Raw genomic sequence first — 14073 nt, forward strand, 5'->3', positions numbered from 1 at the left:
GTGAGGAGACTTTCTCAAGCCCGGCCCCCGTAGCCGGGCTTTTTTTTGCCTGCATTGTTCCTTGTGGGAGCGAATTCATTCGCGAATCCCGGCTGAATTCGGGCACCGGCCGAGCGGCGCCGCGCCTGGCCGAATGCGTCAATTCGCTCTGAGCGCTTGCGTCATTGAGGGGGCCAGCGGCTGGCGCCTAACCTGCGGCACGACTTCGGCCCAGGGAGGCAACCCCATGCAGCGCATTCATTTCGAAACCGAGCACAACCTGTTCCGCGACGCTTTTCGCGCCTTCCTGCAGAAGGAAGTGGTGCCGCATCAGGAAGAGTGGGAGGCCGCCGGCGTGGTCGACCGCAGCGTCTGGCAGAAGGCGGGGGAGATGGGCTTCCTGCTGCCCTGGGCGGACGAGGAATATGGCGGTGCTGGGCTGAAGGACTTCCGCTACGAGCAGATCATGTGTGAGGAGCTGGCCTACATCAACGAGCCGGGTTTCATGATTCCGCTGCATTCGGCTCTCTGCGGCCCCTACATCGCCGAGTACGGCAATGCCGAGCAGAAGGCGCGCTTCCTGCCGGGGATCATCCGTGGCGAAACCATTCTCGCCGTGGCCATGACCGAACCCTCTGCCGGTTCCGACCTGGCCGGCATGCGCACCACCGCTGTGGATAAGGGCGACCACTTCCTGCTCAACGGCTCCAAGGTGTTCATCTCCAACGGTCTGCTGGCGGACGTGGTGATCGTCGCCGCCAAGACCGACCCGGCGAACAAGCACGCCATGGGCCTGTTCCTGGTGGAGCGGGGCATGGAAGGCTTCGAGCGCGGCCGCAACCTGAAGAAGCTGGGCATGAAGAGTCAGGACACCGCCGAGCTGTTCTTCAACAACGTCAAGGTGCCGAAGGAGAACCTGCTGGGCGATGCCAAGGGTGGCTTCTTCTACCTGATGAACATGCTCGCCCAGGAACGCCTGACCAACGCCTGCGGTGCAGTGGCCGGTGCCGAAGCGGCGCTGCTCACCACCATTGACTACGTGAAGGAGCGCAAGGCCTTCGACCGGCCGGTGGCGCACTTCCAGAACACCCGCTTCAAGCTGGCGGAAATGCGTACCCAGATCGACGTCGCCCAGGTGTTCACCGACCGCTGCGTGATGGATCACAACCAGAAGAAGCTCACCCCGGAGGTGGCCGCCGAGGCCAAGCTGTTCACCACAGAGTTGCTGTGCAAGGTGGTGGACGAGGGCGTGCAGCTGCATGGCGGCTGGGGCTACATGTGGGAGTACCCCATCTGCAAGATGTACGCGAACGCGCGTATCCAGCGCATCTTCGCCGGCACCTCGGAAATCATGAAAGAGATCATCAGCCGCGGGATGAAGCTCTGAGGCAAGCGGTGCGCATGGCGCACCCTACCTGTGGGTGCGCCGTGCGCACCTTCGACTGACTCACGCGAGGCAATCGTCATGACTCATGCAAAAGGCGCCATCGATGCCTGGGCCCAGCTGGCCACCGGCCGTACCCGAGAGCTGATACCCGAGGCGGTGCGGCTGTTCGAGAAGTCCGGGACCACAGCGCTGCTCGACAAGGGCCTGAGCCCGGAAGAAACCGTGGCCGAGATGGACCGCGCCGGCATCGACAAACTGATGGTCAGTGCCTGGTGCCGGCCGGAGCGCTGGGTCAGCACCAACGACGAAGTGGCCGAATACACCCGCGCCTTCCCGGACCGCTTCGTCGGCGTTGCCGCGGTGGACATGAGCAAGCCCATGGCCGCGCTGCGTGAGCTGGACCGCGCGGTGAACGAGCTGGGCTTCAAGGCGCTGCGGGTGGTGCCCTGGCTGTGGAAGCTGCCGCCCAACCACCGGCTCTACTACCCGCTCTATGCGAAGTGCATCGAGCTGGACATTCCCTTCTGCACCCAGGTCGGCCACACCGGCCCGCTGATGCCTTCGGAAACCGGTCGGCCTGTGCCCTACCTGGACGAAGTGGCGCTGGATTTCCCCGAGCTGCGCATCGTCGCCGGTCACATCGGCCATCCCTGGACCGAGGAGATGATCGGCGTCGCCTGGAAGCACGACAACATCTATATCGACACCTCAGCCTACCTGCCGCGCTACTACCCGCAGGCCCTGCTGCAATACATGAAGACCTACGGCCAGGACAAAGTGATGTTCGGCAGCAACTTCCCGCAGCTGTCGCTTGCCCGCTGCATGGAGCAGGTGGCCGAACTGGGGTTGCCGGACGAGGTGCGGGATAAGTTTCTCCAGGCCAATGCGCGGAGGGTGTTCAAGCTCTAGAGTGACGGACCATCGGAGATTGAGCCGACAACAAGAACAAGAGGGCTGAAGGATGAGCGAGCAACTGCCGTTGCACTGTTTTGCCCATTGGGTGGCGACCACGCCGGACCGCGTCTGGCTGCGCCAGCCGGTGGAGCGGAGCTGGCACCCGATCACCTGGCGTGAGGCCGACGACCGTGCCCGGCGCCTGGCCAGTGCACTGCGCGCGTTGGGCTGCGGGCCGGGGGACCGGGTCGCGATCCTGGCGAAGAACTGCGCCGAGTGGATCCTGAGCGACATGGCGATCATGCTCGCCGGGTTGGTCAGCGTGCCGCTCTATCCGCTGCAATCGGCGGACAGCATCGACTATGTGCTGCGCCACTCGGCGTGCAAGGTGATCATCCTCGGCAAGCTGGATGATGCCGAGAGCCTCGAACCGGGCATTCCCGCCGAGGTGGTACGCATTGCCATGCCCTATCCGACCTTGCGTGCCGATCACTCCTGGGGAGAGCTGTTGGCGCGCCACGAGCCGCTGCGCGAAACTCATGAACAGCGCCCCGACGACCTGCTCAGCATCCTCTATACCTCCGGCACCACCGGCCAGCCCAAGGGCGTGATGCAGACGGCGCGGGCATTCGCCTTCGCCTCCAGCCGCTCGGTGGCGGAGACGGGGCTGGGACAGGAAGACCAGTTCTTCTCCTATCTGCCGCTGTCCCATGCCGCCGAGCGCTTCCTGGTGGCCACCAACAGCCTCTATTGCGGCGGTGGCATCGCCTTCGTCGAGTCCCTGGAGACCTTCGCCGAGGACCTGCGGGAAATCCGCCCGACCCAGTTCTTCTCGGTGCCGCGCCTATGGACGCGCTTCCAGCAGGGCGTGCTGGAGAAACTGCCGCAGCGTCGGCTCGACCGCCTGCTAGCGATTCCGCTGCTCGGCGCCCTGGTGGCCTGGAAGATCCGTCGTGGCCTGGGGCTGGACCGGGCGCGGGTGCTGGTGAGCGGAGCAGCGCCGATCCCCGTGGCATTGCTGGAGTGGTACCAGCGCATTGGCCTGACCATCTGCGAGGGCTATGGCATGACCGAGAACTTCGCCTACGGCAACTTCAACCGGCCGGGGCAGGTGCGTTTCGGCACCGTGGGACGGGTGATGCCGGACAACGAACTGCGCATCGCCGACGACGGTGAAATTCTCTACCGCAGCCCCTCGCTCATGACGGGCTATTACCTGGAGCCGGAGAAGAGCCAGGAAACCCTTCGCGATGGTTGGCTGCACACCGGTGACAAGGGGCAGATCGATGCCGATGGTTACCTGCGCATCACCGGCCGGGTGAAAGACATCTTCAAGACCAGCAAGGGCAAGTACGTGGCGCCCGCGCCCATCGAAGGCGAGATTGCCAAGAGCCACTGGGTGGAGCAGGTGTGCCTGATGGGCAGCGGCCTGGACCAGCCGCTGGCGCTGGTCGAACTGAGCCCGGCAGCCCGCGAGCAGGCCCGCGCCCAGGTGGAGGCGGACCTGCTGGCTACCCTCGCACAACTCAACGACCGGCTTCTGCCCCATGAACGCGTCAGTCATCTGCTGCTGGTGCGCGAGCCCTGGACGGTAGATAACGGCTGCATGACCCCCACCATGAAGATTCGCCGCAACGTGCTGGAAGCCCGTTACGCCCCGGCGGTCGACCGTCTCGATGCGCGCCAGGCGCTGCATTGGGAATGACCGCTCGAACACACGCATCAGGAGTTGCCATGAAAGGCCCGTTGTCCTCGCTGAAAATCCTCGATTTCTCCACCCTGCTGCCGGGGCCCTTCGCCTCGTTGCTGCTGGCCGACATGGGCGCCGATGTGCTGCGGGTCGAGTCGCCCACGCGCATGGACCTGGTGCGCGTGCTGCCGCCCCACGATGGCGGCCAATCCACCAGCCACGCCTACCTCAACCGCAACAAGCGCAGCATCGCCCTGGACCTGAAACAGACGGACGCGGTGGAGCTGGTCAAGCAACTGGTGCGCGACTACGACATCGTCCTCGAACAATTCCGCCCCGGCGTGATGGAACGCCTGGGACTGGGCTATGAGGCGCTGAAGGCGGTCAACCCGAAGCTGATCTACGTCTCCATCACCGGCTATGGCCAGACCGGCCCCTATCGGGATCGCGCCGGGCACGACATCAACTACCTGGCCCTGGCCGGCATCGCTTCCTACACCGGCCGCCGTGACAGCGGGCCGCTACCCCTGGGGGTGCAGCTGGCGGACATCGGCGGCGGTTCCCTGCACGGGGTGATGGGCCTGCTGGCGGCGGTGATCCATCGCCAGGCGACAGGGGAGGGGCAGCACGTGGATATCAGCATGACCGACTGCGCCTTCGCCCTGCACGGTATGGCCGGCGCCGGCTATCTCGGTGCGGGCGTGGAGCCGGACATGGAAAACCAGGCCCTGAACGGTGGCAGCTTCTACGACTACTACCGCACCCGCGATGATCGCTGGTTCTCGGTGGGCAGCCTGGAGCCGCAGTTCATGCAGCAATTCTGCGCCGCCATCGGCCGTCCCGAGCTGGCGGCCAAGGGGCTGTCGCCGAAGCCCGAGGATCAGCGCGAGCTGAAACTCGCCATTGAAATCGAGTTCGAGAAGCGTGACTTCGCCGAGTGGGTGGAGATCTTCGCCGCCCTGGATGCCTGCGTGGAGCCCATGCTGCCGTTGTCCGAAGCGGTGGAGCATCCGCAGATCAAGGCTCGTGGACTGGTGGTGGAGGTGCCGCGCGACGGCCAGCCGCCGCAGAAGCAGATCGCCTGCCCGATCAAATTCTCCGCCGGCTTGCCTGCGCCGCGCCATGCCGGCGGCCCCGTGGGTTCCCATACTGCCGATGTGCTGGCCGAACTGGGCTTGAGCCCCGAGCGGATCGAAGCGCTGAAAGCGGCGAAGGTGGTGGGGTAGGGCGCTGGCGCTGAAATTCCTGTAGGGGCGAATTCATTCGCCAAGCAGGTCGAAGGCCTGCCCAGCGAGATTTCACGGGTCAGCTGCGCTGCCCTTGGCGAATGAATTCGCCCCTACACCCGGCTCTGTTCCCCACTGAACACCAGCGTCACCCGGCAGCGCCTGCAGTAATAGCGCCTGCCGCGCGCCACCAGGGCGTGGCGTTGGGCGGAGAAGGGATGGCCGTCAGGGCACGCGCAGCGATAGAGGTAGCGCGTCACCTTGCGCCGATTCACTTCGTAGTTGTGGCAACGGTTGGGCGGCAGTTCGTAGACCCCGCGCATGATCAGCTGCCATTCCTCGCCATGGGGCTGGATGCGTGGGCCGAACAATTGGTGGGCGACCAAGTGCGCCACTTCGTGGGCGACGGTCTGGCGCAGGAAGTCTTCCTGGTTCTCGCGGTAGAGCTGCGGATTGAAGCGCAGCTTGTTCTCGTCCAGATGGGCGACGCCGGCCTTCTGCCCGCGTAGCTTGAAACTCACTTCGGGGCGGGTGAACCGGCATTTGAAAAAGGCTTCGGCCTGTTGATAACAGGCCTCGACGCGGGCAAGTAGCTGCTCGGGCATAGGGCACTCCGTTGGCGCGGAATTATGCCGTAAAGCCGGGTGCTGCCGAAGTTGATGGCGCCGAGCGGTCATTCCCGGCCAAAAGAAAAGGCCGCCCGCAGGCGGCCCTTCTGTCTGCGGATGTCGTCAGCTGGTGTACACCGGACCCAGGCCGAAGCCCCAGAGGATCACGGCGGAGGCGATCATCGCCACCAGCACTACCAGGCCCACCGCCAGCACCGAGCTGGAGAACAGGAAGCCTTCGTCCTTCGGAATATTCATGAACGTCGGTATGCCCACGTAGAGCAGGTAGACCGTGTAGCAGATGGCCAGTGTGCCCACCGTTGCGCCGAACCAGAGGTGCGGGTAGAGCGCCGCGAGGCCGCCGATGAACAGCGGGGTCGCGCAGTAGGCGGCGAAGACGATGCACTCGGTAATGCTCGGGTTGGCGTCATAGGTGCGCGCCATCCAGTGGATGAACGCGCCCATCACCGCCACGCCGGCGAGCATCGCCAGGTACGACATGATGGACATCTGCAACGCGCTGGCCTGGGTGAGCATCACGGGATCGCCCTTACCCAGTACCCAGCCGACCTGGGTTGTGCCGATATAGGCGGAAATTACGGGAATTGCAGCAAGGATCAGGACGTGGGTGAGGTACATGTGGCCGACGCTTTCGTCTTCGCCACGGATCTCTTGCCACTCTTGATCGGGATGGGTGAAGAGCCCCCAAACGTGGTGGATCATGCTGAACACCTCCTCATTATTATGAGGTCGCCCCCCAGCGAAGCGCCGGCAGCGCGTGGACAGCGCCGACCGGTGCCCGACCGACTTATGCGACCTTATGTCGCAGTATAGGCAGGTCATCCGGCGTCGCCTTAGAGCGAATCGAAGATTCGGCGTCAGCTGTAATAGCGTTGAAGTATTTCCATGGCCTTGTTGATCGATTGCAGGCGCGAGGTGCTGCCGCCCCGATCGGGGTGATGCTGGCTCACCAGCTGGCGGTAGCGCTGCTTGATCACGGCCAGGCTGAGGGGCTGGCTGCCGTTGTGCAGGCCGAACAGCTCCAACGCCGCGAGCTTTTCCTCGCTGCCCTGCATGCGCGTCCAGAAGCTCGCCAGCAGCCGTTCCACGTCTTCCTCTGTGGTGTCCCGCAGGTTCTTCAGGTTCAGGTAGTAGTCGCGCAGCGGGTCGAGCTCACTGAGGGCCGCTGCCGTGCCGGGCACGTAGGGCAGCAGCTGCACGCACAGCGGGCTGATGGAGAGCTGGGCGTCGCCCGAGCCGTTCAGACGGTCGCGAAGATGATAGAGGGCGTTGAATACCAGGAAGTGGGTGCGGAACAGCACCAGCTTGTCGGTGAGTTCCAGGTGGGGGATGTGGGTGGAGTGGCGGGCCTTGAGGGCCAGGATCAGCTGATGCTCGCTCAGGCCTTCGGGGGCCCCGCGCAAGAGTTCGAGGAGCTGGTCGCTGAGGTCGAGAGACGGGTCGAGGTCGCTGTTCATCGGCGCAAGCCTAGCACGGCCCGTCGATGGGGCTGGGGCCGCGCCCGCTTTGTGCGTAAAATAGCCAGCTTTTCGCATCTCCCCCGGATTTCAGAGCACCATGGGCACCCTTTCGGTCAACCAGAACAAACTGCAGAAACGCATCCGCCGCCTGGCCGGCGAAGCCATCGCCGACTTCAACATGATCGAGGATGGCGACAAGGTCATGGTCTGCCTGTCCGGCGGCAAGGACAGCTACACCATGCTGGACGTGCTGCTGTACCTGCAGAAGGTCGCGCCGATCAAGTTCGAGATCGTGGCCGTGAACATGGACCAGAAGCAGCCCGGCTTCCCCGAGCACGTGCTGCCGGCCTACCTGGAATCCATCGGCGTGCAGTACCACATCATCGAGAAGGACACCTACTCGGTGGTGAAGGAGAAGATCCCGGAAGGCAAGACCACCTGCTCGCTCTGCTCGCGCCTGCGCCGTGGCACGCTCTACACCTACGCCGACGAGATCGGCGCGACCAAGATGGCCCTGGGTCACCATCGCGACGACATCCTGGAAACCTTCTTCCTCAATATGTTCTACGGCGGCACCCTCAAGGCCATGCCGCCGAAGCTGCGCGCGGACGATGGCCGCAACGTGGTGATCCGCCCGCTGGCCTACTGCAACGAGGCCGACATCGAGGCCTACTCCATTCTCAAGGAGTTCCCGATCATCCCGTGCAACCTCTGCGGTTCCCAGGAGAACCTGCAGCGCCAGGTGGTCAAGGAAATGCTCAACGAGTGGGAGCGCAAGTCGCCGGGCCGCACCGAGATCATGTTCCGCGCCCTGCAGAACGTGGTGCCGTCGCAGCTGGCGGACCGCAATCTGTTCGACTTCGTCAATCTGCGCATCGACGAAACCGCGGCGCCGCGCACCCTGGACGTCGTCAACATCTGACTGTGCCCATGTAGGGGCGAGCTTGCTCGCGAAGGTTCGCCAGCAAGCTGGCTCCTACAGGGAATCGTTCTGCCTCGAAAGGACTCCCCATGCGCGATTACCGCTGGCTCCAAGAGTATTGCCTGAACCGCTTTGGCTCGGCCGAGGCCCTGGAAGCGCGTCTGCCGCAGCCGCGCAGTGATGCCGAGCTGCGGGCGCTCAGTGATGACCGCTACCTGTCGCTGATGGCGTTGCGGGTGTTCCGTGCGGGCCTCAAGCACAGCCTGGTGGATGCCAAGTGGCCGGCCTTCGAGGAGGCGTTCTTTGGCTTCGACCCGCAGAAGGTGGTGCTGATGGGGGCCGAGCACCTGGAGCGGCTGATGCAGGACACGCGCCTGATCCGCCACCTGGGCAAGCTCAAGAGCGTGCCGCGCAATGCCCAGTTCGTGCTGGATGTGGCGCGGGAGAAGGGCAGCTTCGGTGCCTTGATCGCCGACTGGCCGGCGACCGACATCGTCGGCCTGTGGAAATACCTGGCCAAGCACGGCAACCAGTTGGGCGGACTGTCGGCGCCGCGCCTCCTGCGCATGGTCGGCAAGGACACCTTCATCCCTACCGATGACATGGTCGCGGCCCTCAAGGCCCAGGACATCATCGACAAGGCACCCACCAGCCAGAAAGACCTGGCCCAGGTGCAAGCCGCCTTCAACCAGTGGCACGCCGAAAGCGGCCGTCCCCTCTGCCAGCTTTCCGTGATGCTGGCGCACACCGTCAACCACTGAGCCGGCGGTTGCACCGCCCGTTCCTGCGGGCGGACACTGGGCGCCGAGCGGAACAGGGGGACGAATCATGTCGGATATCCAGCGTGTAGCGGCAGTCCTGAAGGCTGCCAAACGAATTCTGGTGATCACTGGGGCCGGGTTGTCGGCGGATTCGGGGCTGCCTACCTACCGGGGCCTGGGCGGCCTCTACAACGGCGTGACGGAGGAGGGCCTGCCTATAGAGGAAGCGCTTTCCGGCCCGATGTTGCGTCGCAATCCGGCGCTCTGCTGGAAATACCTCGCCCAACTCGGCCGCGCCTGCCTCGATGCCCGGCCGAACGCCGGTCATGAAGCCATCGCACAACTGCAACAGCTCAAGCCGGAGTGCTGGGTGCTGACCCAGAACATCGACGGCTACCACCGCCAGGCGGGTTCGCCGCCGGAGCGGCTGATCGAGATCCATGGCGAACTGTCGCCGCTGTTCTGCCAGTCCTGCGGGGCGGAAAGTTCCGACCTTGCCCGACATCTGGCAGGGGAAATGCCTCCCAAATGTCATGACTGTGGTGGTATTCTCCGCCCACCCGTGGTGCTGTTCGAAGAAATGCTCCCTGAGCAAGCCATCGACAGACTCTACGCCGAGCTACGCAAGGGATTCGATGCGGTGATCTCGGTGGGAACCACGGCGAGCTTTCCTTACATCATCGAGCCCGTCATCCGCACCCGCCAAGCAGGCGGCTTCACTGTGGAGATCAATCCGGCGCTCACCGACCTCAGCCCCGTCGTCGATGTTCACCTCAGAGGAAAGGCCTTAGATGTTTTGCAGGGACTCCTAAGTCACATTTCAGTCGATTAAATTTGCAAATGGGTTTGATAGAGGGCATAGTCGCGCCTTCATCAAAAACTATTCGACACGGTCGTGCCCATGCTGAAGCGCTTCGCACCCCTCGTGCCTCTCACCTTCGCCCTGTTTCTCGCCGCTTGCGCAAACAACGTGCAGCAGCAACCCCAGTTCCAGACTGCGGCTCCCGTAGCCGACGGCGCTCCTGATTCGCTGCTGGCGGATCGTGAACCGACTGCTCTGGACCTGGCGAACCTCACCGATGATGAGCCGTATCAGATGCCGTCCCTGTCGGATGGTCTGCTGGAGCGCGGTTTCGAGCTGGTGGGCACCCCCTACCGCTTCGGTGGCCGTTCCCTGAAGACCGGCTTCGACTGCAGTGGCTTCGTGGGTTACCTGTTCAAGGAAGAAGCCGGTATCCAGCTGCCGCGCTCCACTCGCGAGATGATCAACCTGGATGCCCCGGTGATCGCCCGCAGTGAGCTGCAACCTGGCGATATCGTGTTCTTCAACAACCGTGGCCGTGGCCGCGTCAGCCACGCCGGCATCTATATCGGCGACGACCAGTTCATTCACTCCAGCAGCAGCCGCAGCGGCGGTGTGCGCGTCGACAGCCTCGACGACCGCTACTGGAAGGCCAGCTACATGGAAGCCAAGCGCGTCCTGGCCATGAACACCGCGACTCGCCACCCGCTGCATCGCTGATCCAGCCGGGTTCGAGACGACAAGCCGAGGCGGCCTTCATGGCCGCCTCGGCTTTTTTGTGCACAATCGCACAGCTACCTCTTGCAATATCACTGTGAGATCAGCAAATTAGCGAGCATTCTTCAAGTCAGGACTGACTTGCCATGCTCGCACCGGACCGCCTTGCCATTCTTGCCCTGGCCTCGCTGCTCACCGCTTGTGCGAGCAAGGCGCCGCCGCCTTCCCCTCCTGTCGTCACCACCCTTGTCCAGCAGTTCTCGCCGGCCGCCGAAGACGTGCTGTTCCGCGCTCTCGGCCTGGTAGGCACGCCCTATCGCTGGGGCGGCAACACCCCGGACAGCGGTTTCGACTGCAGTGGCCTCATCGGCTACGTCTACCGCGACGCCGCGGGCATCAGCCTGCCGCGCTCCACCCGCGAACTGATTTCCATGCGCGCCCCCAGCATTGGCATCAATGCCCTGCAAAGCGGCGATCTGGTGTTCTTCGCCACCAATGGCGGCGGCCAGGTCAGCCACGCCGGCATTTATGTGGGCGAGGGGCGCTTCGTCCATGCGCCACGCACCGGCGGAACGGTGCGACTCGACAGTCTGTCGAACAGCTACTGGCAACGAAGCTATCTCAGTGCCAAGCGCGTAATCTTCGATCCACGTCTGGCGCAATCCCACTGAGGTATCCATGACCAACCGCACGCTGAACCTGGACGACGCCCTCTACGGCTATCTCCTCAAGGTTTCGCTGCGGGAGTCGCCTCTCCTTGAGCGTCTGCGCGCTGAAACCGCCGCATTGCCCATGGCCCGCTGGCAGATCGCGCCGGAGCAGGGGCAGTTCATGGCCATGCTGGTCAAGCTCACCGGCGCTCGGCGCATCCTCGAGGTGGGCACCTTCACCGGCTACAGCGCCCTGTGCATGGCCGCCGAGCTGCCTGACGATGGGCAAATGATCTGCTGTGACCTGCCCGGCGACTACAACGCCGTCGCCCGTCGTTATTGGCAGGACGCTGGCCTTGCCGGGCGCATCGAGCTGCGCCTCGCCCCCGCGCTGGACACTCTCGCGGGTCTGCAAGACGGCAGTTTCGACCTGATCTTCATCGACGCCGACAAGGCCAATTACCCGGCCTATCTGGAACAAGCCCTGCGCCTGACGCGCACGGGCGGGCTGATCCTGTTCGACAACGTGCTGTGGAGCGGTCGGGTCCTGGAACGACAGCCGGATGACCCCGACACCCGCGCCATCCAGGCGCTCAATCTGGCCCTGAAGAACGATCAGCGCGTCGACCTCTCGATGTTGCCGGTGGGCGACGGCCTGACCCTCTGCCGCAAGCGCTGAAGGGCATGCCCGAGCCAATCCGCCTTCCACCCCAGCCCGATGCCTGCGAACTCTGTGGCCGCGCATCGACGCTGACCCGCCATCACCTGATCCCCAAGGCGCTGCACGACAAGCCCTATGTGCAGAAGCGCTTCGGCAAGAGCGAGCGCATCACCGCCACCCTCTGGGTCTGCCGCCCCTGCCATAACCAGATCCACAAGCTGTTCAGCGAGAAGGAGCTGGCCCTGACCTACAACAACCGCGATGCCCTGCTGGGCGACGAACGTTTGCGCACCTTCGTCGACTGGCTTGCGGGCAAGCCGGCGGGCTTCACCCCGAGGCACTGAATGACACGCATCCCCGACGACCTTGTCTCCCGCCTCCGGAATACCCGCCATCTGGTGATCTTCACTGGCGCCGGCGTTTCCGCCGAGAGCGGAATCCCGACCTTCCGTGACGCCCAGACCGGCCTCTGGGCGAAATACCGCCCCGAGGAACTGGCCAGCCCCGAGGGCTTCCGCGCTGATCCGCAGACGGTCTGGGATTGGTACGCCTGGCGCCGTGAGCGCTGCCTGGCGGTACAGCCCAACCCGGCGCACCTGGCTATCGCTGCACTGGAACAGCGGCTGCCGAAGGTCACCCTGATCACCCAGAACGTCGACGGTCTCCACCAGCGCGCCGGCAGCACCGCGCCCCTGGAACTGCACGGCAATATCCATCGCCTGAAATGCTTCAAGTGCCGGCGTGATGGCGGCGACTGGCCGGAAGATGTTCGCGGCATCCCGTGCTGCGAATGCGGTGGCCTGCTACGCCCGGCAGTGGTCTGGTTCGGCGAGAGCCTGCCTGAAACCGCGCTGGAGGCAGCTGCCGAGGCCAGCCAGGACACCGACCTGTTCCTCAGCATCGGCACCTCCAGCCTGGTTTACCCAGCGGCTGAACTGCCGTTCCTGGCCAAACGCCACCGCGCCTACCTGGTGGAAATCAATCCGCACCCCACGCCCCTCAGCGCACGCGCCGATCTTTGCCTGCAAGGTGCGGCGGGGGAGGTGATGGCGGCGCTATTGGCAACCGCCTGGGCTGGTTCGCAGACGTAGGATGCGGTAGAGCGAAGCGAAACCCATCATCGGGGCGTTGGATTGCGCTGCGCACTGGCGGAGCGCCTGCACCTGAGATTCGCTTGACGCTCGACTTCAACGCATCAGGCAATAGTTGACGAGCTGTTCCTCGATGCTCTGCTTCTGGCGCAGGAATAGTGCCACTACGACTCGTGCCTCGGGCTCAAGGTAGCGATAGAGGATGCGGTATTCGCCGATATGCAGTTCTCGATAATGGCGAATGCCGAGGAGGGCGGCCTGCTCGCATATCGGGGCGGCAAGCGGGTGTGACTTCAGGCGTTTTTCGGCGCTCCTGACCAGCTGGATCAGTCGCAACTGGGCTTCTTCGGGTCCATGGTAGGGCGTGAGGTGGTGAATCTGGGCGATCAGGCTTTCCTCGGCTGTCGAGGCGTAGGCGATCTCAATCGTTTTGCTCATCCTGGGCGTCTCCCGGCGTTTCCTGAGCAGCAGGGCTGCGCTGCTTGAGTCGTTCCAGCAGGGTGTCACCCGAGATCAAGCGGTCTTCTGCCACATCGCGGTCGGCGAAGGACAGCAACTTGATCAGCGCCAACGCTTCGTCACGGCGCTGGCGTTCGGCGTAGGACTCGACCACATAGGCCGGTACGCCATTCTGGGTGATCACCATGGGCTCGCTGAGGTCCAGCGAGGCAGCATGCTGCTTCAGATAGCTGATGGTCTGGATTTTCATGGCATCTCCCAGGTGGTGAGGACGTTGCATCCCGGCGGGATGAAGCGCCCCAAAGAGCGTGAATCGATCGGTCCGTTTATAGTCTGAATTCAGGCTTTCATCAATTGGAAGTTCGGGCCGAAATTGCCAGGTGAATTGAATGCCGTGCCGTAGCGCTGGTGGAAGTGGAAGGCGCCTTCCACCCTACGGGATCGATTCGTTGGGAAATTGCCTGACCTGCCGTACGCCCTGTCCGATTTGACGCTACCCCGCGCACCCTCTAACCTTCGCCGCTGCCTCAGGTGCCCCTTGGCTTTGGCCTACGGGGTGAAACAGGGAAGCCGGTCCATTCCTTCGAAGAATCCGGCGCTGCCCCCGCAACGGTAGGCGAGTCGAATGCCGCAATCGGCCACTGTGCTCCAGCATGGGAAGGCGCGGCACAGGAGCACATCGCTCCACTCGCAAGCCCGGAGACCGGCCTGTCGCACATAGGGCATCGCGGATGGTTCCGCATGC

At 64.0% G+C, this 14073-nt stretch carries 17 protein-coding genes and 1 riboswitch; of the genes, 12 read left to right on the forward strand and 5 right to left on the reverse strand.

What is annotated here, in order from left to right:
• Positions 1 to 226 precede the first annotated feature (226 nt).
• The 4 genes from E8E91_RS27305 to E8E91_RS27320 all read left to right on the forward strand — a co-directional run bounded on the left by E8E91_RS27305 (position 227) and on the right by E8E91_RS27320 (position 5176).
• Positions 227 to 1366, forward strand: coding sequence for an acyl-CoA dehydrogenase family protein (locus E8E91_RS27305; RefSeq protein WP_280368922.1), 1140 nt, complete (start codon positions 227 to 229; stop codon positions 1364 to 1366).
• Between the two features lie 78 nt (positions 1367 to 1444).
• The gene (locus E8E91_RS27310) at positions 1445 to 2275 is read left to right on the forward strand and encodes an amidohydrolase family protein (protein WP_280380233.1); all 831 of its coding nucleotides are present in this window, start codon (positions 1445 to 1447) and stop codon (positions 2273 to 2275) included.
• Between the two features lie 52 nt (positions 2276 to 2327).
• Positions 2328 to 3965 (forward strand): AMP-binding protein, encoded by a 1638-nt coding sequence (locus E8E91_RS27315; protein ID WP_280380235.1) that lies wholly within the window; start codon positions 2328 to 2330, stop codon positions 3963 to 3965.
• 29 nt (positions 3966 to 3994) lie between these two features.
• Complete coding sequence (locus tag E8E91_RS27320; protein WP_280380237.1) at positions 3995 to 5176, forward strand: CaiB/BaiF CoA-transferase family protein; 1182 nt, start codon at positions 3995 to 3997, stop codon at positions 5174 to 5176.
• A 113-nt stretch (positions 5177 to 5289) separates the two neighbouring features.
• On the opposite strand, the gene E8E91_RS27325 is transcribed toward E8E91_RS27320, so the two are convergent.
• The 3 genes from E8E91_RS27325 to E8E91_RS27335 all read right to left on the reverse strand — a co-directional run bounded on the left by E8E91_RS27325 (position 5290) and on the right by E8E91_RS27335 (position 7262).
• Positions 5290 to 5781, reverse strand: coding sequence for a SprT family zinc-dependent metalloprotease (locus E8E91_RS27325; protein ID WP_280380239.1), 492 nt, complete (start codon positions 5779 to 5781; stop codon positions 5290 to 5292).
• A 126-nt stretch (positions 5782 to 5907) separates the two neighbouring features.
• Positions 5908 to 6507 (reverse strand): Yip1 family protein, encoded by a 600-nt coding sequence (locus tag E8E91_RS27330; protein ID WP_280380240.1) that lies wholly within the window; start codon positions 6505 to 6507, stop codon positions 5908 to 5910.
• A 155-nt stretch (positions 6508 to 6662) separates the two neighbouring features.
• Positions 6663 to 7262 (reverse strand): DNA-J related domain-containing protein, encoded by a 600-nt coding sequence (locus E8E91_RS27335; RefSeq protein ID WP_280380241.1) that lies wholly within the window; start codon positions 7260 to 7262, stop codon positions 6663 to 6665.
• A 100-nt stretch (positions 7263 to 7362) separates the two neighbouring features.
• Between E8E91_RS27335 and ttcA the strand changes: the two genes are divergently transcribed.
• The 8 genes from ttcA to E8E91_RS27375 all read left to right on the forward strand — a co-directional run bounded on the left by ttcA (position 7363) and on the right by E8E91_RS27375 (position 12869).
• Positions 7363 to 8187, forward strand: coding sequence for a tRNA 2-thiocytidine(32) synthetase TtcA (gene ttcA, locus E8E91_RS27340; protein ID WP_151135525.1), 825 nt, complete (start codon positions 7363 to 7365; stop codon positions 8185 to 8187).
• Positions 8188 to 8276: 89 nt separating this feature from the next.
• Entirely contained in the window at positions 8277 to 8948 is a 672-nt protein-coding gene (locus E8E91_RS27345; RefSeq protein WP_280380243.1) for a DNA-3-methyladenine glycosylase I, read from the forward strand.
• Positions 8949 to 9015: 67 nt separating this feature from the next.
• Positions 9016 to 9780 carry an NAD-dependent deacylase gene (locus E8E91_RS27350; protein WP_280380245.1) on the forward strand — a complete coding sequence of 255 codons (765 nt, stop codon included), beginning with the start codon at positions 9016 to 9018 and terminating at the stop codon, positions 9778 to 9780.
• 69 nt (positions 9781 to 9849) lie between these two features.
• Positions 9850 to 10470 carry a C40 family peptidase gene (locus E8E91_RS27355; RefSeq protein ID WP_280380248.1) on the forward strand — a complete coding sequence of 207 codons (621 nt, stop codon included), beginning with the start codon at positions 9850 to 9852 and terminating at the stop codon, positions 10468 to 10470.
• Between the two features lie 143 nt (positions 10471 to 10613).
• Positions 10614 to 11138, forward strand: a complete 525-nt coding sequence (locus E8E91_RS27360; protein ID WP_280380249.1) for a C40 family peptidase — start codon at positions 10614 to 10616, stop codon at positions 11136 to 11138.
• Positions 11139 to 11145: 7 nt separating this feature from the next.
• Entirely contained in the window at positions 11146 to 11796 is a 651-nt protein-coding gene (locus E8E91_RS27365; protein ID WP_280380251.1) for an O-methyltransferase, read from the forward strand.
• Between the two features lie 5 nt (positions 11797 to 11801).
• Positions 11802 to 12122 (forward strand): hypothetical protein, encoded by a 321-nt coding sequence (locus E8E91_RS27370; protein WP_280368951.1) that lies wholly within the window; start codon positions 11802 to 11804, stop codon positions 12120 to 12122.
• Positions 12123 to 12869: an NAD-dependent deacylase gene (locus tag E8E91_RS27375; protein WP_280380253.1), complete on the forward strand. Its 747-nt coding sequence runs from the start codon at positions 12123 to 12125 to the stop codon at positions 12867 to 12869. It abuts the gene before it with no gap.
• A 96-nt stretch (positions 12870 to 12965) separates the two neighbouring features.
• Here E8E91_RS27375 and E8E91_RS27380 read toward each other — a convergent pair whose 3' ends face one another.
• Positions 12966 to 13307 (reverse strand): type II toxin-antitoxin system RelE/ParE family toxin, encoded by a 342-nt coding sequence (locus E8E91_RS27380; protein WP_280380254.1) that lies wholly within the window; start codon positions 13305 to 13307, stop codon positions 12966 to 12968.
• Positions 13291 to 13578, reverse strand: a complete 288-nt coding sequence (locus E8E91_RS27385) for a type II toxin-antitoxin system Phd/YefM family antitoxin (RefSeq protein WP_280380256.1) — start codon at positions 13576 to 13578, stop codon at positions 13291 to 13293. The genes E8E91_RS27380 and E8E91_RS27385 overlap by 17 nt, the downstream gene beginning before the upstream one ends.
• A gap of 262 nt (positions 13579 to 13840) precedes the next feature.
• Positions 13841 to 14055: riboswitch (cobalamin riboswitch) on the forward strand.
• Positions 14056 to 14073 lie beyond the last annotated feature (18 nt).

The sequence above is a fragment of the Pseudomonas sp. BN515 genome (genome assembly GCF_029873155.1).
In the GTDB taxonomy this organism is placed as follows: Bacteria; Pseudomonadota; Gammaproteobacteria; order Pseudomonadales; family Pseudomonadaceae; genus Metapseudomonas.

What these genes read in the sequence shown, in the direction of transcription:
- E8E91_RS27375 (WP_280380253.1), top strand. Translation starts at nt 12,123, where the DNA reads ATGACACGCATCCCCGACGACCTTGTCTCCCGCCTCCGGAATACCCGC.
- E8E91_RS27320 (WP_280380237.1), top strand. Translation starts at nt 3,995, where the DNA reads ATGAAAGGCCCGTTGTCCTCGCTGAAAATCCTCGATTTCTCCACCCTG.
- E8E91_RS27365 (WP_280380251.1), top strand. Translation starts at nt 11,146, where the DNA reads ATGACCAACCGCACGCTGAACCTGGACGACGCCCTCTACGGCTATCTC.
- E8E91_RS27385 (WP_280380256.1), bottom strand. Translation starts at nt 13,578, where the DNA reads ATGAAAATCCAGACCATCAGCTATCTGAAGCAGCATGCTGCCTCGCTG.
- E8E91_RS27325 (WP_280380239.1), bottom strand. Translation starts at nt 5,781, where the DNA reads ATGCCCGAGCAGCTACTTGCCCGCGTCGAGGCCTGTTATCAACAGGCC.
- ttcA (WP_151135525.1), top strand. Translation starts at nt 7,363, where the DNA reads ATGGGCACCCTTTCGGTCAACCAGAACAAACTGCAGAAACGCATCCGC.
- E8E91_RS27315 (WP_280380235.1), top strand. Translation starts at nt 2,328, where the DNA reads ATGAGCGAGCAACTGCCGTTGCACTGTTTTGCCCATTGGGTGGCGACC.
- E8E91_RS27350 (WP_280380245.1), top strand. Translation starts at nt 9,016, where the DNA reads ATGTCGGATATCCAGCGTGTAGCGGCAGTCCTGAAGGCTGCCAAACGA.
- E8E91_RS27310 (WP_280380233.1), top strand. Translation starts at nt 1,445, where the DNA reads ATGACTCATGCAAAAGGCGCCATCGATGCCTGGGCCCAGCTGGCCACC.
- E8E91_RS27380 (WP_280380254.1), bottom strand. Translation starts at nt 13,307, where the DNA reads ATGAGCAAAACGATTGAGATCGCCTACGCCTCGACAGCCGAGGAAAGC.
- E8E91_RS27370 (WP_280368951.1), top strand. Translation starts at nt 11,802, where the DNA reads ATGCCCGAGCCAATCCGCCTTCCACCCCAGCCCGATGCCTGCGAACTC.
- E8E91_RS27345 (WP_280380243.1), top strand. Translation starts at nt 8,277, where the DNA reads ATGCGCGATTACCGCTGGCTCCAAGAGTATTGCCTGAACCGCTTTGGC.
- E8E91_RS27330 (WP_280380240.1), bottom strand. Translation starts at nt 6,507, where the DNA reads ATGATCCACCACGTTTGGGGGCTCTTCACCCATCCCGATCAAGAGTGG.
- E8E91_RS27305 (WP_280368922.1), top strand. Translation starts at nt 227, where the DNA reads ATGCAGCGCATTCATTTCGAAACCGAGCACAACCTGTTCCGCGACGCT.
- E8E91_RS27355 (WP_280380248.1), top strand. Translation starts at nt 9,850, where the DNA reads ATGCTGAAGCGCTTCGCACCCCTCGTGCCTCTCACCTTCGCCCTGTTT.
- E8E91_RS27335 (WP_280380241.1), bottom strand. Translation starts at nt 7,262, where the DNA reads ATGAACAGCGACCTCGACCCGTCTCTCGACCTCAGCGACCAGCTCCTC.
- E8E91_RS27360 (WP_280380249.1), top strand. Translation starts at nt 10,614, where the DNA reads ATGCTCGCACCGGACCGCCTTGCCATTCTTGCCCTGGCCTCGCTGCTC.